The sequence below is a fragment of the Snodgrassella sp. W8124 genome (assembly GCF_016100875.1).
Classification (GTDB): Bacteria; Pseudomonadota; Gammaproteobacteria; order Burkholderiales; family Neisseriaceae; genus Snodgrassella; species Snodgrassella alvi.
Genome location: NZ_JACFRP010000001.1, coordinates 1,691,059 through 1,709,956, shown reverse-complemented (window position 1 = coordinate 1,709,956; position 18,898 = coordinate 1,691,059). Strand labels below are relative to the sequence as shown.

The following is an 18,898-nucleotide window of genomic DNA, read 5'->3' as shown; positions in this document are numbered from 1 at the left end:
ATCGCTATGCCAATAAAAAATTCTGACAACAGGAGGTTTTGTTACATTCTTTCGCGTGCGCGTTTTTTAAGCTTAGTTTTGATACGGTTTTGTTTCAGTGGCGACAGATATTCGACAAATACCTTGCCGGCTAGGTGATCCAGTTCATGCTGAATACAGATGGCCAGTAATCCGTCTGCTTCCAGTGTAAATTTTTCACCATGTTCATCATAAGCTTCAACGGTAATGCGCTCAGAGCGGTGTACCATCTCGTAAATACCGGGAACAGATAAACAGCCTTCTTCGTACTCGGTATCACCTTCTCTGTAAGTAATAACCGGATTAATAAATACACGCAGCTGATTACGTTCTTCAGACAGATCCATTACTACTACACGTTCATGCACATCAACCTGAGTTGCCGCCAGTCCGATACCGCGTGCCTGATACATAGTTTCCGCCATATCCTGTACCAGAGTGCGAATTCTGTCATCAAATTTTGTAACAGGTTGCGCAACAGTATGTAAACGCTCATCAGGATATTGTAAAATGTTTAAGAGGGCCATTATGTGTTTAATTCCTTGTTCAATCAATCTGACCTGAGTACATGATGGCAATATGGATTTTTTAAAGATTGTTGATATGGATTCAGGTAAACTGATACTAATATCCATACTATGTCATATCACAATCATTTAAAATAGCAAACTCCCTAAGGATACCTTACATGCATAAACATATTATAACTCTGCTGTGTGCACTAAGTATGGCAATATCTGCACCGGTAATGGCCAAATTAAAATTACGTCCGGATGCACCGGCACAATATGTAGTGAAAAGTGGTGATACTTTGTGGAGCATATCCGGTAAGTATCTTTACAGCCCTTGGCAATGGCCGCAACTGTGGGGTTCTAACCGGGATCAGATTCGGAATCCGCAAAAAATTTATCCGGGACAGGTTTTAAGTCTGCGCTATGTTAACGGGCAGCCGCGTCTGGGTTTTGATAACAGCGGAGGTATTCCAACCATTAAACTGCAGCCACAAATACGTAATCTGTCTTCTGGTTATGGCATCAGTACCATAGATGTCGATTTTTTCCGTATGTTTATGCAGCATCCGCAAGTAATTAGTAAAGAACAAACCAGAGAGGCACCACGTCTGATTGCCGGACCGGATAACCGGGTTATTTATTCTACAGGTGACCGTATCTATGCGGATCGTCAGTTAGAGCCTGGTCGCTATCTGATTTACCGTATAGAACAGAATATTACTGATCCTGATACCCATAAATATCTGGGACAGCTGGTACGTTTTAGTGGTGAAGCAGCAACGCTGGCCGGACAGAACACTGCTCTGGCTGAACGCAGTCCAAAGGATGCAGCCAGCTTGCCCGAAGATGAGTATTATACCCGTAAGACATCACTGATTAAGGTTCCTACGCGTACAGCTCAGCCAATGGTTATTACCAATTCAGCGTCAGAAATTAATAAGGGTGATTATCTGTTAAAAATTACAGATGAGCATGATCCGTTCCAAATGATGCCTCATGCGCCCACTACTCAGATTAAAGGTAAAATTGTTTCTGTAATGGACGGTATTCAGGAAGCAGGTCCTTACCAGACAATTACTTTGAATTTAGGTACTAATGACGGAGTTGATAAAGGTACCGTAGTTAGCCTGTATAAAAAAAGTCGCCAGCTTAAGGCTGATTTATCTAATGAGCCTAAGAAATCACGCAGTGTGGTTAAATATCTGAGTATTCCGGCAGAGGAAGTTGGTCTGGCACTGATTTATCGGGTAAGTGATAATTTGTCTTCAGCTCTTATTATTAACGCATCTCAAGCTGTGCAGATAGGAGATTTAGTCATGAACCCGGGTCATGATCTGGATGATGTTACACAGGACTCAACTTACCTGATCAATTCATTCAAAGAAATTCACTAATTGAAACAGCGAATAATATATTGGTAAAAAATGTATTGCTGATGAAATGAATCGAATAAAAGTGCGGATATATCCGCACTTTTATTTTATATAGTTTTATCTATTGCTCTCTATAAGCATAGACATCAAAATTCTCTGCTGCTAAAAATAGCAGTTATGCTTATTATCCGATATTTATCAGAATAATAAATATCGGATAAACAATTATGTGTTTCTGAATCGTCTTTGCTGAGAATCCGATCTGATTCTTCTATGCCATTTGAATTAAATAAATTATCTGTATAATTTAAATTATTGTGAAAAAATAACAATTATTAGCTTACTTCTTTCCGATATTGATATTGCATTAAGGATACTTAAATCCAGTCAGTTTAATTTCTGGCAGAAATGTTTTAAAATAGACTAATTATTCGGTTAAAATATCTAGACATATCAGCTATCTGTATAGATTAGTTCTGTTGTGGACAGATTTGGCGGCTTGGTGTAGCAGACAGGTAATCTGAGTTTCAGCAAAGTATAAAATACATTTCTGACATGTATTTTCGTTTATTTTATATTAAACTGAAATTAGTGTTCAAAGTGAACGGGTATTATTCTATTGATAGAATATATATTTAGTCCCCTTAATCTCCGATCTATCAGCCATATTTAGCCAATTATCATGTTAGGGTAATTGGCTAAAATTTAGTGAAATTATTTACGTTTAGCCTTTACACACTAAGATATTCAAACATCTTGCGTTATCTTTCATTTTCCTTGTTACAATGCCAGCCTGTTTTCATTTGTAATTTTTTATATGGAACAATATGAGTTGTTTCTTCCCCGTTGCGGAAAGCCCGCAAAATCATCAGTCACTTTTTTATGCTAACGATTTGAGTCAGTATACAGTATTGTGTGACTTTGACGGAACCATCAGTGAAAAAGATGTTACTGATACCTTACTGAATCATTTTGGTAATGAGAAATGTGCCTTATTTGAGCAGCAGTGGCAGGAAGGTATTATTGGTTCGCGGGAATGCATGCATCAGCAGATTGCTAATATGCAGGCCAGTAAGGCTGAGTTGGACAGTGTGCTGGCACAAATTAAAATTGATCCTGCTTTTAGTGAGTTTATCAGCTTTGCACAAAGCAGAAATTTAAATGTACATATTGTCAGTGATGGACTGGACTATGCCATTCAGTCCATCCTTAAGCGGTATAATCTGAACTTTTTACCGGTTTTTGCCAATCGCTTATTGCATAATCAACAGCAAGACTGGGCACTGGATTTTCCTTATGCCAATGATCACTGCCTTAAAGCCAGTGGTAATTGTAAATGTCAGCACCGCCGGAAACTGACTGGTTTTCAAAAGATTTTTTATGTTGGTGATGGTACATCGGATTTTTGTGTGGCAGATAAAGTAGATATGGTATTTGCCAAAGATAAATTAATTGATTTTTGTCAGCAACAGCGGATTGCGTATTATCCAATCAAGAATTTTAGCGATGTTACTGCCATTTTGCCTGAGTTGCTGAAAGCTCCGACCGAGAATAGCTGCCTGATTCCAGCATAAGGCATTAATACCTGATTTATAATTATGATTCAAGACTCTTCCTATTTTTTACCCGGTAATCGCAACGGTGTTCTGCTGGTACATGGTCTTACCGGTACACCCAATGAAATGCGTATTCTGGCCAAAGGGCTGCATCAGGCAGGTTTTACTGTCTATGCCATGCAGTTGGCCGGCCATTGCGGTGATGAAGCTGATTTATGTCAGACTACTTGGCATGATTGGTATGCCAGTGTGCAGGAGGCTGCGCAATTTCTAAAGCAAAAAGTCGATTGTCTGTTTGTAGCAGGATTATCGATGGGTGCGCTGCTGGCATTGAAACTGGCGGCCGATCAGCCTGAGCTTGTAAAGGGTGTGGGTGTCTATGGTGTAACATTCAGCTATGATGGCTGGTCTATTCCATTCTGGGCAAAACAATCTTTTGTACTATTACCGTTTTTTAAAAAATTTCATTTATTTCAGAAAACCTCATTTATAGAGAAACCACCGTACGGGCTGAAAGATGAACGTATTCGTGCAACTGTTGCTGCCAGTATGTTCAGTGGCGATAGTGCCAGTGCCGGTCTGGCCGGTAATCCGTTTCCGGCACTGGCAGAAATGCAGGCACTGGCCAAAATAGTGCGGCGACAATTGCCGCAGATTACAGCTCCCTGTCTGATTATGCATTCCGGTCATGATGATATTGCCAATATCAAAACTAATGCACGTCTGGTAGAAAAATATGTCAGCGGAGTAACAAAATTTATCGTTCTGGATGACAGCTATCACCTGATTACCATTGATCGCCAGCGGCGCGAAGTAATCAATGAATCAGTTGCCTTTTTCGAGCATATAGCGCAAACAGCGTAAGTGAATATCTATCTCGCAGCAAAGGAAATATTATATGACGATGCTTGTATTCATTTTATGGTTTGCCAATATCTGTTTTGATACGCTCGGGCAAATAGCATTTAAATATGCAGCCATTGCGCCAGATAACCGCAATGGCTGGTATTACTGGATTGATCTGTTCAGTAATTACTGGTTGTGGATTGGGATTGGTTCCTATGTCGCTGAATTTTTGCTTTGGCTGGCATTTTTAAGTCAGGTACCATTGTCACAGGGTATTTTACTTGGCTCAATTAACATTATCGTGCTGATGCTGGTAGGACGGGTTTTGTTTCAGGAAAAGCTTACCCGTTTCCGGTTAGCCGGTATGTTTTGTATTACCATCGGAGTAGTACTGGTAGGAGCGTCCTAATGCGTAAATTTTATATAGTTGGTTTTGCGCTCTTATTATTATTTGATACATTGGGGCAGAGCAGTTTTAAATTAACTGCTATTCATGCGCAGCCACTTGCTGCGGATTGGGACTGGATTTCCCGCGTATTTACTCAGCCGTGGGTATATATTGCCATTGCCGGCTATATTGGTGCTTTTTTTACCTGGATGATGCTGTTGAAAAAAGCACCGGTTGGTCCGGCATTTGCTGCATCGCATCTGGAAGTAGTTACGGTAATGCTGGTTTCAGCTTTTCTGTTTCATGAGCACATTACAAATATTCGCATCCTCGGCGCGATATTTATTGTGGCTGGTATTATCTTTTTAGCACTGGCTGAAAAAGAGATCATTGAAACGGAAGAGCATAGTAAAGATGATGAGCCGTGTTAACTTTTCCGGTTCAGAAGATTAGTATTATATATGTCATACTACTATGAGAACCCGCCTACTGCCGGATTACCACTAAAGTGGTCTGACTGGTGGCCGGCTGGTCAGTCACTTACGAGCAGAGTCAGCGAACAATTGCATCTGCCGCCCTTACAGCTTACCTGTTCAGGTACAGCAGCACTGATTATTGCGTTAACAACACTGGCACAGCAACAGCCACAGCGTAAAATCGTAATTGTACCGGCATATACCTGTCCGCTAGTTGCGCTGGCCGTTCATCATTGTGGTTTACAGTTACAGTTATGTGATTTAAAACCCGGTAGTATCGATATGGATATCGCTCAGTTAAGTACTCTGTTAAATGAGCAGGTATTGGCAGTGATACCTACACACTTGGGCGGCCGGGTGACAGATGTCAGTACCGTTAAACAACTGGCTCAGTCCTATCAGATTAGTGTGATAGAGGATGCAGCGCAGGCATTGGGTGCAGAAGTAGGGCAGCATGGCGATATTGTGCTGTTCAGTCTGGCGGCCGGTAAAGGGCTAACTATGTATGAAGGCGGTTTGTTAACCGCCAGTGATATGCAATTACGCAGTAATTTACAAGCTATGTCCAAGAAATTATTGCCACGCCGGTGCAAATGGGAATTGCTGAGAACTCTCGAATTATTTGGATATACTGCTTTGTATAATCCTGCCGGTTTACATTTTGTTTATGGGCAAGGCAGGAGAAAGGCATTGCGCCGGCAGCAATGGATTGCAGCTGTTGGAGATGATTTTGATTTTGATATTCCAATGCATCGGGTTAGTCGCTGGCGTCAGCATGTAGCTGCTAATGCTTGCCTGCGTTTACCGGCATTTCTAGATATGTTGCAAAAGCAGGCCTTCCAGCGTATTGAACAATTGCAGAGTATTTCCGGAATAGAGGTAATCGTCGATCAGCATGGTCGGGGTGTATGGCCTTTTCTAATGGTGTTATTGCCTACAGTCCAACATCGCGATGCTGTATTAAAACAGCTATGGACTAGTCCGCTGGGGGTAACGCGGTTATTTATTCACCCACTGTCTCAATACGATTATTTGCAGCCGATTGTACCTGCTTCATCCATGCCGAATGCTGAAGATTTTGCTGCACGTATGTTAACTATTACCAACAGCCTGTGGCTTACTGATGCTCAATTTTCCCAGATATGTGAAGTTATTCAGGATGCTGTGCGCTGATTATGAGCCAGAGCAGCAAGCAATTGCTGATTAACAGCATGATGTTTTTCCTGCCATGCAGTCAGTGTAGTAGCCGGAATAGATTCCTGTTTGTCCATTGCACTCAGTAAGCGTTTTAGCAGGCTGGTATATTCCCACTGAGATACTTCACCAGTAATATCGCTGCCAATAATCCGCTGATTCATAGCGTTAATCACAGTTAATAAATGTTCCAGTTGCATGCGCCCCTGATCCCAGTTGGTTTGTACTACGTCTTTACCCAGAACATCTTTGTCTATCGAGATATATACAGGTTCATTAGTATGTTGCTGTGTCCGGATAAAAGTGCTTACCAGCTCTTCTGGTGAGGAGAATGCCCGAAAAGCCTGTTTCAGACCAATTGTTCTTGCCCAGCCAACCCGCACATCCATACACCAGTAGGTTAATTTACCCTGAAATAATGGCGCCAGCCGGTTTTCCCAGCTGTGTGCCACCCCTATATCATTTGAAGTAATACCTAATACATGTACATGGCTGACAAAAGGCAATTGCGCCACGTAACTGACCCACGAACCACAATGAATTCCGAACAGATAACGCATATTATCCGGATGATTGTCAAAAATAATGACTTGTATCGGATTGGAGGCGCTGAAAAATTGCTGTAAACGGTTAATCAACAATAGTGAAATATGATGATAGTCGCCACTGCCGGTTAATACCGTACCATAATGTTCGGGTAATTGCTGATTCAGTTCAGCCTGTAATTTCTTAAAACTGGTCTGAGAGCAACCAAAACGAATAACTTCCTGCCATTGACCAAGTTCAATTCTTACTGCATCTGGTATAGATCCTGTACTGTGGTCAAAATCCAGAATTACCGTTTTATTCATGTTTTTTACTATCCTGAGTAGGCTGATTGCTATTTTCCTGCCAGATTTTATCCTGTTCGAAACGAGTACTGATTTTTGCCAGTAGCTTTCTTAAAACAGGATTGCGGACATACACCATATGTTTGGTAAAAGTAAATTGTGCACCTAAAGATGCTTTAACTTGCGGATCCGTCCAGCCGGCGACATAAACTTTAAGCCCATGCTCTTTGGCATAATTTAGATTGTAAAACCAGCTCAGATAATACAGATTCAGTTCCCGTGCCTGAGGGTAAACAAAACCGATATATTTATCTACCAGCATACCGTTCAGAACAAAACAGATATTGTAACCAATTAGTTCTTGCTGATAATGGTAGGTAAAAATCCTGGCCTGATTGCTGCTGTCCTGTAATAGGCGCACAAAAAAATCTTTGGTTAATAAATCAAAATGGATTTCACTTTGATTATAAACATTCAAATATAACCGATAGTACTCATCTAAAACGGCTTTATTCTGAAAATAGGCATCACCACTATGCAGACAACCAATTTCTACCAGCGATTGCGTTTTTAATTTACGCCGGAAGTTTTTACGTCGCTGATAAGACAGACGGCCTAGATATTCATCAATATCATTAAAATCTATCGGTACCCAGGCTAATGCCTGACCTTCTACTGCAATAAATCCTTCTTGTTGCAATACCTGTATCAGCGATGCAGCATATTCATTTGCCTGATGATTCAGTAATGGTGATTGCTGAGGAATATCTTTTACAATCAGCAGCGGATATTTTTTGCCATAATGCTGTTTAATTTCCGCGGCTAACTGCTGCACAGATTGTTGTTGAGTAAACAGCGCATATTCCGATACAGTAGTACCAATAAAACAAGTTTCAGGTTTCAGAAACTGCTGCCACCAGTTAAATAACGGCCAATGGCGAATTTTTTGCTGAAAATCAGCTTCTGCAGTAGTCAGTAAATCAAACCGTGCAGCAAATGCCGGTACCCCGCTTGTTAATTGCCATGCTGTAAAATCCTGAGGCGGACTGGTCAGAAAAGTGTCGACCAGTTCATTCGGTTCCAGTTGAGTCAGATAATTCATAATTTACTAATACGGCAGCCAGCCTGAACATCAGCCGGCTGCCATTACCAGCCCTAAGCTGTTAACTCTTTTTTAGCACGTGTAATCAATTGATCCAGTAATTCAATACCCTGATCAATTTCCTGTTTAGTAATATGTAATGAAGGCGCGAAAGTAATGACATTTTTGTAATAACCGCCAATATCCAGTACCAGCCCCATTTTCTGACCCTGCCAGTCCAGATCGCCGGACATACCAATATCCACCATTTTGTCTACCAGAGCTTTATTCGGAGTAAATCCGTCTTCTGTGCAGATTTCGGCACGTAAAGCCAGCCCCAGACCGTCTACTTCACCTATTTCCTTATGGCGCTGTTCCAGTGTTTTTAAGCCCTCAAGGAAATACGCTCCGCTTTCCATAACCATTTTTTCATAGTCAGTTTCGGACATCATCTTAAATACTTCCAGACCTACCGCTGTTCCTAATGGATTTGAGGCAAAAGTAGAATGAGTAGAACCAGCCGGAAATACCTGAGGATTAATCAGTTCTTCCCGCGCCCACAGACCACCAAGCGGATTCATGCCATTGGTCAGTGCCTTAGCGAATACCAGCATATCTGGTTTTACATCAAAGTGTTCAATTGACCATAATTTACCGGTGCGATAAAAACCCATCTGAATTTCATCAACAACCAGCAAAATACCATATTGATCCAGAACTTTTTTCAGTCCTTTAAAGTAGTTGCGTGGCGGTACAATATATCCGCCTGTTCCTTGCAATGGTTCCACATAGAATGCTGCATATTCAGCTTGTCCGGCTTTCGGATCCCACACACCATGGTATTCTGTTTCAAACAGGCGGGCAAAATCTGCCACCAAATGTTCGCCATACTCTTCTGCTGTCATTCCTTTAGGGCGGCGGAACGGATAAGGAAACGGAATAAACATAGCGCGATCACCAAAATGGCCATAACGCCGGCGATAACGGAAGCTGGAGGTAATGGAAGATGCACCTAAAGTACGTCCATGGTAGCCACCTTCAAAGGCAAACATTAATGAACGGCCTTCAGATGCATTACGGATAATTTTCAATGAATCTTCAATACACTGAGAACCACCGACATTGAAATGCACACGACCATCATGACCAAATTTACGTTTCATATCCAGAGCAATGGTTTTAGCCAGCTCAATTTTAGTAGGATGCAAATACTGGCTGGCACATTGCGGTAATGTATCAACCTGTTGCTTCAGCACAGCATTCAGCCGTTCATTTGCATAGCCAAAATTACAGGCCGAATACCACATCTGTAAGTCCAGATAAGGCGTACCATTTTTATCGTACATATAGCTGCCTTCGCAGCCATCAAAGATTTTTGGCGGATTCACATAATGTACCGTATCACCAAACGAACAGTACTTTGCTTCATCTGCCAGTAACTGTGCATCATCAGGACGATTTACAAGTATTTGAGCACTAGGCTTACTCATCATTTATTCCATTCATTTAAAATAAAACATCTTAATAAAAAGTACATAATTAATACTATTATATCCTGCTAAAGCATCAAAACCGTAACAAACAAAACCTAATAACCTGATAAAACCATTATCTGCTCAATATTCAATTATCTTTGCACTTAATTTAAAAAAAGAAAATGTGTAAAACATATTGGCTTAGCAATTCACTGACAATATATAGATTGCACCCTAACCAAATAAAATTTTATATTCACAAAACTAAACAATATTTAATGATCCGCAATAGACTTATGCAAAAAAACTAAAATCAATTTTTACTAATATTTCTCAATCAGTTAGACTTAAATCACAATAAACACACAATATTACTGGCTACTATTGATCAGCCTAATCACACAACTATGAACACAGAACTTAATCGCATTCCTCATCCCCGCTGGCTTTTATTTGCTCTTGCTGTTGGCGGTTTTGCAATCGGCACTACAGAATTTGCCACCATGAGTGTTTTGCCCTATATCGCCAGTGGTTTAAATATAAGCGAACCCGTAGCAGGACATCTAATCAGCATTTATGCACTGGGTGTTGTCATAGGAGCTCCGGTTATTGCCATATTTGGTGCACGCTTTAGCAGGCGCAGCCTGTTACTGGTGCTGATGGCATTTTTCTCTCTGACACATCTCGGTACGATGCTGGCTCCCGGTTACCGCAGTATGATGTTATTTCGCTTTTTAAGTGGCTTGCCGCATGGCGCCTATTTTGGTGTTGGAGCACTGGTTGCCGCAGCTATGGTGCCTCCGGATAAGAGAACTCAGGCTGTAGGATTAATGATGATTGGTTTAACCATTGCTACCACCATCGGTGTACCTTTGAGTAGCTGGCTGGCTCAAACAGTAGGCTGGCGGGTTGTTTTTCTTATCGTTGCCATACTGGCTGCTTTAACAGTGATACTGGTAGCTCTTTTTTTACCGGTAAATTGTATGCAGGGAGGCGGTAGCAATGCACTGCGTGAACTTAGTGCACTGACCAACCGGCAAATATGGTTGACACTGGCTATAGGAGCCATCGGTTTTGGCGGCATGTTTGGCATATATGCTTACATGGCTTCAACACTTGAAGATATTACCGGTATGTCACCTAAAAGCGTACCATTAGTGATGTGTCTTTACGGTGTAGGCATGACTCTTGGCAATATTATCGTGCCACGCATAGTCCGTCGCCATGTAATGGGTGGATTAGCATGCTTACTGGCCTGGTCTGCTGCTATGCTGGCCTTATATCCTTTTGCAGTGCATCATCCTTACTGGATATGTATTCAGGTTGTACTAATCGGTATGAGTGGTGCTGTAGGTACATTATTACAAATCCGTTTAATGGATGTAGCTAAAGAAGCTCAGACACTGGCTGCAGCACTCAACCATAGTGCTTTTAATGCTGCCAATGCCTTGGGACCCTATTTAGGCGGTTTAACCATTGCCGCCGGCTGGGGGTGGACAAGTACAGCGTGGGTTGGCGTTGCTCTTGCTATCATCGGTTTAATCGTATGGTGGTTTACAGTAAAAGATGAACAGCGCACTGCAGCCGCAAATCTGCAATAACTAAGTTTATTCATGTATACAGAACAGTAAATAATATTGTAAAAACATGTAACTGATATTGCAAACAACTGTTAACATAAATAATCTGTTAATATTAAATTTACTTTAATTATTAATAACAACAGATAGGGGAAGTATTATGACTGCAAACCAGCAGCAATCTGAAACCAAAATACCTGATACTGAGCAAGGAGAAAGCCAGAATAACACTTGTCCGAATAAAAGTACCAAACATAATCAAGATAAAAATACCAAACATAAAAAATTATCCCAAAAGAAATACTACAAAGAACTGGAAAAACTTCAGGGTGAAATGGTTGCCCTGCAAGAATGGGTAAAAGCCTCCGGACAAAAAGTATGTATTATTTTTGAAGGTCGCGACGGAGCGGGTAAGGGTGGTGCAATTAAAGCTGTCACTGAGAGAGTCAGCCCTCGTATTTTTCAAACTATTGCCTTGCCGGCACCAAGTGAACGCCAAAAGTCACAAATGTACATGCAGCGTTATATTCCTCATTTACCTGCGGCTGGAGAAGTCGTTATTTTCGACCGTAGTTGGTATAACCGTGCTGGTGTAGAACGCGTGATGGGATTCTGTACCGAAGAAGAAAGTAAGGAATTTCTAGAAGTTATTCCATTTATGGAAAAAGCTATAGTTAATTCCGGTATCATCCTACTTAAATACTGGCTTGAAGTGAGTATGGAAGAACAGCATAGACGTATGCTTGGTCGAATTAACGACCCGCGTAAAATCTGGAAGCTTTCTCCTATGGATATCAAGTCCTACAGTCGCTGGTATGACTACTCCCGGGCTCGTGATGAAATGATTATGGCGACTGATACCTCATGGGCGCCGTGGTACGTGGTTGATTCTAATGACAAAAAGAAAGCGCGTCTGAATATCATTAAACATATATTGAGTGAAATTCCGTATAAAAAGACACCACGGAAAAAGGTCGAATTACCAAGACGTCAGGATAAGGGTGATTATCAGGAACCTAATTATCCTTATCGTTATATACCAGAAGAATATTAATACAGAACCAGCCAGATAGCAGACTAAACTGGCTGGTTTTATTATCAGTTCTGGATTTTTCTAATTTACCCGCGAAAGTCTCCCCATAGCAACTGCATTGCTGCAATAGCTGCCAAAGATGCTGTTTCTGTCCGTAATACTCTGGGTCCTGTGCTGATTGCATTAAAGCCATGATTAATTGCCAGCTCTTCTTCAGCCTGGCTTAATCCGCCTTCAGGACCAACCAGCAATACTACTGCCTGTGGCTGTGTAAACTGATTTAATGCTCGGGGCTGGTTTAAACTCATCAGCAGTTTTAAATCATCCACACCCAGAGCACACAATGCATCTGACAATCCCGTTATCGGTTGAATTTGAGGTACTACCGTTCTGCCGCATTGTTCACAGGCACCAATAGCAATATCCAGCCAGCGCTCAAGTTTTTTCATTGCCCGTTCGCCACTTAAGCGCTGGCTACTGCGTTCCGTCTGTACTGGCTGAATCACAGTTACGCCAAGCTCCACAGCTTTTTGAATAGTTAAATCCATACGATCACTACTTGATATGGATTGCATCAACGTAATATTTAATGGTGACTCTAAATTAATATCTGTACTTTCACGAATCAGTACATTCACATTTTTCTTACCCATTGACGTAATTTCAGCCTGATAGACCTTTCCAAGCCCATCAAAAAGCTCAATTACCTCACCTGGCTGGTAGCGTAACACCTGTACATGGCGAGCAGCCGTATCAGGTAAAGAGAATGCATCTGAAACTAAAACACTGGGCGGTAAATAAAAACGGGGCATAATAGTAGTAAAAAAATCAATCAATAATCCAGAGAATAAAAATAGCCGGATTAACATTTAAAAAATTAAATAACTGTTCTAATTGTTTATAGAAATACAAAAACGAGTAAATACCTTATCTATAAGCCATACATTTAAATAAATCTACAAATACCCATTCTTATATCAGCAATACAAATTATAAACAATGATACCTTTTCGCAATCTAAAGAGTATTAATCTTTAGAACTAACAAATATGAATACACAACTCATTTAATAAACACACAGACAAAGCAAGTCATGAAAGTTTGAAAATAGTCAAATTTAGTCAAAGGCACCAAAAATAAATTTAGGAAAAACAGCTGAATGAGAAGAAAGTCAAAAATAAATGCAGGCAGGAGTTGACAGGGGATTTGTGGAGGCGTATAGTTCGCCTTCTTCGCTGATGACGCGACACGAAACAAACGCACAGTTTAAAGTAGAACGCAGTCGAAAGCAACGCTCTTTAACAGAACAGATTACCGATAAGTGTGAGTGCCAAGCGGCCTCACACTGATTCAGAGAGACAAGATAAAAACATTTCTTGTCAATAACTTTGAAGCAGACCAGTGAAACCGAAGGGAACTTCGGGATTACAAAAAAGCTAAGATTAAACATAAGAGTTTGATCCTGGCTCAGATTGAACGCTGGCGGCATGCTTTACACATGCAAGTCGAACGGCAGCACGGAGAGCTTGCTCTCTGGTGGCGAGTGGCGAACGGGTGAGTAATGCATCGGAACGTACCGAGTAATGGGGGATAACTGTCCGAAAGGATGGCTAATACCGCATACGCCCTGAGGGGGAAAGCGGGGGATCTTAGTGACCTCGCGTTATTTGAGCGGCCGATGTTGGATTAGCTAGTTGGTGGGGTAAAGGCCTACCAAGGCGACGATCCATAGCGGGTCTGAGAGGATGATCCGCCACATTGGGACTGAGACACGGCCCAAACTCCTACGGGAGGCAGCAGTGGGGAATTTTGGACAATGGGGGGAACCCTGATCCAGCCATGCCGCGTGTCTGAAGAAGGCCTTCGGGTTGTAAAGGACTTTTGTTAGGGAAGAAAAGCCGGGTGTTAATACCACCTGGTGCTGACGGTACCTAAAGAATAAGCACCGGCTAACTACGTGCCAGCAGCCGCGGTAATACGTAGGGTGCGAGCGTTAATCGGAATTACTGGGCGTAAAGCGAGCGCAGACGGTTAATTAAGTCAGATGTGAAATCCCCGAGCTCAACTTGGGACGTGCATTTGAAACTGGTTAACTAGAGTGTGTCAGAGGGAGGTAGAATTCCACGTGTAGCAGTGAAATGCGTAGAGATGTGGAGGAATACCGATGGCGAAGGCAGCCTCCTGGGATAACACTGACGTTCATGCTCGAAAGCGTGGGTAGCAAACAGGATTAGATACCCTGGTAGTCCACGCCCTAAACGATGACAATTAGCTGTTGGGACACTAGATGTTTTAGTAGCGAAGCTAACGCGTGAAATTGTCCGCCTGGGGAGTACGGTCGCAAGATTAAAACTCAAAGGAATTGACGGGGACCCGCACAAGCGGTGGATGATGTGGATTAATTCGATGCAACGCGAAGAACCTTACCTGGTCTTGACATGTACGGAATCTCTTAGAGATAGGAGAGTGCCTTCGGGAGCCGTAACACAGGTGCTGCATGGCTGTCGTCAGCTCGTGTCGTGAGATGTTGGGTTAAGTCCCGCAACGAGCGCAACCCTTGTCATTAGTTGCCATCATTAAGTTGGGCACTCTAATGAGACTGCCGGTGACAAACCGGAGGAAGGTGGGGATGACGTCAAGTCCTCATGGCCCTTATGACCAGGGCTTCACACGTCATACAATGGTCGGTACAGAGGGTAGCGAAGCCGCGAGGTGAAGCCAATCTCAGAAAGCCGATCGTAGTCCGGATTGCACTCTGCAACTCGAGTGCATGAAGTCGGAATCGCTAGTAATCGCAGGTCAGCATACTGCGGTGAATACGTTCCCGGGTCTTGTACACACCGCCCGTCACACCATGGGAGTGGGGGATACCAGAATTGGGTAGACTAACCGCAAGGAGGTCGCTTAACACGGTATGCTTCATGACTGGGGTGAAGTCGTAACAAGGTAGCCGTAGGGGAACCTGCGGCTGGATCACCTCCTTTCTAGAGAAAAGAAGGGGCTGATTGGCATTCACACTTATCGGTAAACTGAAAAGATGCGAGAAGAGACTGAATAAACTGGGTTTGTAGCTCAGCTGGTTAGAGCACACGCTTGATAAGCGTGGGGTCGGAGGTTCAAGTCCTCCCAGACCCACCACTTATTTAAGGACAGAGGGGGCATAGCTCAGTTGGTAGAGCACCTGCTTTGCAAGCAGGGGGTCATCGGTTCGATCCCGTTTGCCTCCACCACCACTCTGAGGAGAAGGAGTTCAGTAAAATACTTTGGAAATTAAAGGCAGTTCAGAGAGCTGATTTTAATTTGCGAAGTAACGCATCGATCTTTAACAAATTGGAAAGCCGAAATCAACAAACAAAGATTGGAGCATAGAACTGATTCTGGAGACAGAAGAAGAGAAGTGCTGCAAGAATTGGGTGATGATTGTATCGCTGAACAACGAGCACAAAAGGCGTTGTTCAGACAACCAAAGCAGTAAGCTTTATGAGAGTAAAGGCCTTAAGTCAGAGATACTAGTCAACGGTAGGCTGACGAAGTCAGGAGGTTCTTGAAATGATAGAGTCAAGTGAATAAGTGCATCAGGTGGATGCCTTGGCGATGATAGGCGAAGAAGGACGTGTAAGCCTGCGAAAAGCGTGGGGGAGCTGGCAATAGAGCTGAGATCCCGCGATATCCGAATGGGGAAACCCACCATGTATAAGCATGGTATCCTGTACTGAATACATAGGTGCAGAGAAGCGAACCCGGAGAACTGAACCATCTAAGTACCCGGAGGAAAAGAAATCAACCGAGATTGCGCAAGTAGTGGCGAGCGAACGCGCAGGAGCCAGTATATGATAGTCACTGAGATAGAAGAACAAGCTGGGAAGCTTGGCCGCAGAGGGTGATAGCCCCGTATTCGAAATTTCAGAGGCGGTACTAAGTATACGAAAAGTAGGGCGGGACACGAGAAATCCTGTCTGAAGATGGGGGGACCATCCTCCAAGGCTAAATACTCATCATCGACCGATAGTGAACCAGTACCGTGAGGGAAAGGCGAAAAGAACCCCGGGAGGGGAGTGAAATAGAACCTGAAACCTAATGCATACAAACAGTGGGAGCGGAGTAATCCGTGACTGCGTACCTTTTGTATAATGGGTCAACGACTTACATTCAGTAGCGAGCTTAACCGATTAGGGGAGGCGTAGGGAAACCGAGTCTTAATAGGGCGTCGAGTTGCTGGGTGTAGACCCGAAACCGAGTGATCTATCCATGGCCAGGTTGAAGGTGCCGTAACAGGTACTGGAGGACCGAACCCACGCATGTTGCAAAATGCGGGGATGAGCTGTGGATAGGGGTGAAAGGCTAAACAAACTCGGAGATAGCTGGTTCTCCCCGAAAACTATTTAGGTAGTGCCTCGAGCAAGACACTGATGGGGGTAAAGCACTGTTATGGCTAGGGGGTCATTGCGACTTACCAACCCATGGCAAACTAAGAATACCATCAAGTGGTTCCTCGGGAGACAGACATCGGGTGCTAACGTCCGGTGTCAAGAGGGAAACAACCCAGACCGCCAGCTAAGGTCCCAAATGACAGATTAAGTGGTAAACGAAGTGGGAAGGCCCAGACAGCCAGGATGTTGGCTTAGAAGCAGCCATCATTTAAAGAAAGCGTAATAGCTCACTGGTCGAGTCGTCCTGCGCGGAAGATGTAACGGGGCTCAAATCTGTAACCGAAGCTGCGGATGTCAGTTAACTGGCATGGTAGGGGAGCGTTCTGTAGGCCGAAGAAGGTGTGTTGAGAAGCATGCTGGAGGTATCAGAAGTGCGAATGTTGACATGAGTAGCGATAAACAGGGTGAAAAGCCCTGTCGCCGAAAACCCAAGGTTTCCTACGCAACGTTCATCGGCGTAGGGTGAGTCGGCCCCTAAGGCAAGGCAGAGATGCGTAGTCGATGGGAAACAGGTTAATATTCCTGTACTTGATTCAAATGCGATGTGGGGACGGAGAAGGTTAGGTCATCGATCTGTTGGAATAGATCGTTTAAGCCGGTAGGTGGAGCACTCAGGCAAATCCGGGTGCTCAACACCGAGAAGTGATGACGAGTGTCTACGGACACGAAGTGACTGATACCACGCTTCCAGGAAAAGCCACTAAGCTTCAGTTTGAATGAAACCGTACCGCAAACCGACACAGGTGGGTAGGATGAGAATTCTAAGGCGCTTGAGAGAACTCAGGAGAAGGAACTCGGCAAATTGATACCGTAACTTCGGGAGAAGGTATGCCTCTTATGGTGAAGGATTTACTCTGTAAGCTATGAGAGGTCGCAGAGAATAGGTGGCTGCGACTGTTTAATAAAAACACAGCACTCTGCAAACACGAAAGTGGACGTATAGGGTGTGACGCCTGCCCGGTGCTGGAAGGTTAATTGAAGATGTGCAAGCATCGGATCGAAGCCCCAGTAAACGGCGGCCGTAACTATAACGGTCCTAAGGTAGCGAAATTCCTTGTCGGGTAAGTTCCGACCCGCACGAATGGCGTAACGATGGCCACACTGTCTCCTCCTGAGACTCAGCGAAGTTGAAATGGTTGTGAAGATGCAATCTCCCCGCTGCTAGACGGAAAGACCCCGTGAACCTTTACTGTAGCTTTGCATTGGACTTTGAAGTCACTTGTGTAGGATAGGTGGGAGGCTAAGAAGCAGGAACGCCAGTTCTTGTGGAGCCGTCCTTGAAATACCACCCTGGTGACTTTGAGGTTCTAACCCGGATCCATAATCTGGATCGGGGACCGTGCATGGTAGGCAGTTTGACTGGGGCGGTCTCCTCCCAAAGAGTAACGGAGGAGTTCGAAGGTTACCTAGGTCCGGTCGGAAATCGGACTGATAGTACAATGGCACAAGGTAGCTTAACTGCGAGACCGACAAGTCGAGCAGGTGCGAAAGCAGGACATAGTGATCCGGTGGTTCTGAATGGAAGGGCCATCGCTCAACGGATAAAAGGTACTCCGGGGATAACAGGCTGATTCCGCCCAAGAGTTCATATCGACGGCGGAGTTTGGCACCTCGATGTCGGCTCATCACATCCTGGGGCTGTAGTCGGTCCCAAGGGTATGGCTGTTCGCCATTTAAAGTGGTACGTGAGCTGGGTTTAAAACGTCGTGAGACAGTTTGGTCCCTATCTGCAGTGGGCGTTGGAAGTTTGACGGGGGCTGCTCCTAGTACGAGAGGACCGGAGTGGACGAACCTCTGGTGTACCGGTTGTGACGCCAGTCGCATCGCCGGGTAGCTAAGTTCGGAAGAGATAAACGCTGAAAGCATCTAAGCGTGAAACTCGCCTGAAGATGAGACTTCCCCAGGGATTTAATCCCTCTGAAGAGACGTTCGAGACCAGGACGTTGATAGGTCGGGTGTGGAAGAGTGGTAACACTTGGAGCTAACCGATACTAATTGCTCGTGAGGCTTGACTCTATCATTTGAAGGACTTCGTGCAGCAAATGCACAGAGAATGATAAAGCTTACTGATGAATACACATCATCACCGAGATTAAGGCTTTCTGA

Annotated in this window: 13 protein-coding genes, 2 tRNA genes and 2 rRNA genes; 12 read left to right on the top strand and 5 right to left on the bottom strand. The window is 43.7% G+C overall.

Annotated elements, in window-relative coordinates; translation table 11 throughout:
- Positions 1-41: 41 nt before the first annotated feature.
- The gene (def, locus tag H3U73_RS07655) at positions 42-545 is read right to left on the bottom strand and encodes a peptide deformylase (RefSeq protein WP_025329805.1); all 504 of its coding nucleotides are present in this window, start codon (positions 543-545) and stop codon (positions 42-44) included.
- A gap of 161 nt (positions 546-706) precedes the next feature.
- Here def and H3U73_RS07650 point away from each other — a divergent pair, with 161 nt between their 5' ends.
- The 6 genes from H3U73_RS07650 (at position 707) to H3U73_RS07625 (ending at position 6,342) form a co-directional block, all read left to right on the top strand.
- Positions 707-1,924: a LysM peptidoglycan-binding domain-containing protein gene (locus H3U73_RS07650; protein ID WP_084550149.1), complete on the top strand. Its 1,218-nt coding sequence runs from the start codon at positions 707-709 to the stop codon at positions 1,922-1,924.
- Between the two features lie 806 nt (positions 1,925-2,730).
- Positions 2,731-3,477, top strand: a complete 747-nt coding sequence (locus H3U73_RS07645; RefSeq protein ID WP_198190305.1) for an MtnX-like HAD-IB family phosphatase — start codon at positions 2,731-2,733, stop codon at positions 3,475-3,477.
- Between the two features lie 24 nt (positions 3,478-3,501).
- The gene (locus tag H3U73_RS07640) at positions 3,502-4,323 is read left to right on the top strand and encodes a carboxylesterase (protein WP_096766277.1); all 822 of its coding nucleotides are present in this window, start codon (positions 3,502-3,504) and stop codon (positions 4,321-4,323) included.
- Between the two features lie 34 nt (positions 4,324-4,357).
- A complete protein-coding gene (locus H3U73_RS07635; RefSeq protein WP_037392850.1) occupies positions 4,358-4,714 on the top strand; it encodes an EamA family transporter in 357 nt (118 codons plus the stop codon).
- Positions 4,714-5,124: a multidrug efflux SMR transporter gene (locus H3U73_RS07630; RefSeq protein WP_025329809.1), complete on the top strand. Its 411-nt coding sequence runs from the start codon at positions 4,714-4,716 to the stop codon at positions 5,122-5,124. Before H3U73_RS07635 ends, H3U73_RS07630 begins: the two co-directional genes overlap by 1 nt.
- A 30-nt stretch (positions 5,125-5,154) precedes the next feature.
- A complete protein-coding gene (locus tag H3U73_RS07625; protein WP_198190304.1) occupies positions 5,155-6,342 on the top strand; it encodes a DegT/DnrJ/EryC1/StrS family aminotransferase in 1,188 nt (395 codons plus the stop codon).
- Here the strand turns inward: H3U73_RS07625 and H3U73_RS07620 are convergent.
- From H3U73_RS07620 to H3U73_RS07610, 3 genes are read right to left on the bottom strand one after another with little or no spacing between them, the layout of a single operon-like run.
- On the bottom strand, positions 6,324-7,214 hold the full coding sequence (locus H3U73_RS07620; RefSeq protein ID WP_198190303.1) for an arginase family protein: 891 nt from the start codon (positions 7,212-7,214) through the stop codon (positions 6,324-6,326). The two genes, H3U73_RS07625 and H3U73_RS07620, sit on opposite strands and share 19 nt — an antisense overlap.
- Positions 7,207-8,295, bottom strand: coding sequence for a GNAT family N-acetyltransferase (locus H3U73_RS07615; protein ID WP_084550171.1), 1,089 nt, complete (start codon positions 8,293-8,295; stop codon positions 7,207-7,209). Before H3U73_RS07615 ends, H3U73_RS07620 begins: the two co-directional genes overlap by 8 nt.
- A gap of 53 nt (positions 8,296-8,348) precedes the next feature.
- On the bottom strand, positions 8,349-9,764 hold the full coding sequence (locus H3U73_RS07610) for an aspartate aminotransferase family protein (protein ID WP_084550173.1): 1,416 nt from the start codon (positions 9,762-9,764) through the stop codon (positions 8,349-8,351).
- A gap of 392 nt (positions 9,765-10,156) precedes the next feature.
- On the opposite strand from H3U73_RS07610, the gene H3U73_RS07605 reads away from it, so the two are divergent.
- Together H3U73_RS07605 and ppk2 are read left to right on the top strand one after the other, a co-directional pair.
- Complete coding sequence (locus H3U73_RS07605) at positions 10,157-11,350, top strand: MFS transporter (RefSeq protein WP_198190302.1); 1,194 nt, start codon at positions 10,157-10,159, stop codon at positions 11,348-11,350.
- A 139-nt stretch (positions 11,351-11,489) separates the two neighbouring features.
- Entirely contained in the window at positions 11,490-12,383 is an 894-nt protein-coding gene (gene ppk2 / locus H3U73_RS07600; RefSeq protein ID WP_198190301.1) for a polyphosphate kinase 2, read from the top strand.
- A 65-nt stretch (positions 12,384-12,448) separates the two neighbouring features.
- Here ppk2 and H3U73_RS07595 read toward each other — a convergent pair whose 3' ends face one another.
- Positions 12,449-13,174, bottom strand: a complete 726-nt coding sequence (locus tag H3U73_RS07595) for a 16S rRNA (uracil(1498)-N(3))-methyltransferase (RefSeq protein WP_198190300.1) — start codon at positions 13,172-13,174, stop codon at positions 12,449-12,451.
- Between the two features lie 632 nt (positions 13,175-13,806).
- Here H3U73_RS07595 and H3U73_RS07590 point away from each other — a divergent pair.
- From H3U73_RS07590 to H3U73_RS07575, 4 genes are all read left to right on the top strand, one after another.
- Positions 13,807-15,346, top strand: a 16S ribosomal RNA gene (locus tag H3U73_RS07590).
- Positions 15,347-15,423: 77 nt separating this feature from the next.
- Positions 15,424-15,500, top strand: a tRNA-Ile gene (locus tag H3U73_RS07585).
- A 16-nt stretch (positions 15,501-15,516) separates the two neighbouring features.
- Positions 15,517-15,592: transfer RNA gene (locus H3U73_RS07580), tRNA-Ala, on the top strand.
- 326 nt (positions 15,593-15,918) lie between these two features.
- Positions 15,919-18,808, top strand: a 23S ribosomal RNA gene (locus H3U73_RS07575).
- Together the 16S and 23S rRNA genes with 2 tRNA genes alongside form the textbook arrangement of a ribosomal RNA operon.
- The last annotated feature ends 90 nt before the right edge of the window (positions 18,809-18,898 follow it).

Bases quoted from the DNA above. Each gene is read 5' to 3' on its own strand.
- def (WP_025329805.1), bottom strand. From the start codon at position 545: ATGGCCCTCTTAAACATTTTACAATATCCTGATGAGCGTTTACATACT.
- H3U73_RS07650 (WP_084550149.1), top strand. From the start codon at position 707: ATGCATAAACATATTATAACTCTGCTGTGTGCACTAAGTATGGCAATA.
- H3U73_RS07645 (WP_198190305.1), top strand. From the start codon at position 2,731: ATGAGTTGTTTCTTCCCCGTTGCGGAAAGCCCGCAAAATCATCAGTCA.
- H3U73_RS07640 (WP_096766277.1), top strand. From the start codon at position 3,502: ATGATTCAAGACTCTTCCTATTTTTTACCCGGTAATCGCAACGGTGTT.
- H3U73_RS07635 (WP_037392850.1), top strand. From the start codon at position 4,358: ATGACGATGCTTGTATTCATTTTATGGTTTGCCAATATCTGTTTTGAT.
- H3U73_RS07630 (WP_025329809.1), top strand. From the start codon at position 4,714: ATGCGTAAATTTTATATAGTTGGTTTTGCGCTCTTATTATTATTTGAT.
- H3U73_RS07625 (WP_198190304.1), top strand. From the start codon at position 5,155: ATGTCATACTACTATGAGAACCCGCCTACTGCCGGATTACCACTAAAG.
- H3U73_RS07620 (WP_198190303.1), bottom strand. From the start codon at position 7,214: ATGAATAAAACGGTAATTCTGGATTTTGACCACAGTACAGGATCTATA.
- H3U73_RS07615 (WP_084550171.1), bottom strand. From the start codon at position 8,295: ATGAATTATCTGACTCAACTGGAACCGAATGAACTGGTCGACACTTTT.
- H3U73_RS07610 (WP_084550173.1), bottom strand. From the start codon at position 9,764: ATGAGTAAGCCTAGTGCTCAAATACTTGTAAATCGTCCTGATGATGCA.
- H3U73_RS07605 (WP_198190302.1), top strand. From the start codon at position 10,157: ATGAACACAGAACTTAATCGCATTCCTCATCCCCGCTGGCTTTTATTT.
- ppk2 (WP_198190301.1), top strand. From the start codon at position 11,490: ATGACTGCAAACCAGCAGCAATCTGAAACCAAAATACCTGATACTGAG.
- H3U73_RS07595 (WP_198190300.1), bottom strand. From the start codon at position 13,174: ATGCCCCGTTTTTATTTACCGCCCAGTGTTTTAGTTTCAGATGCATTC.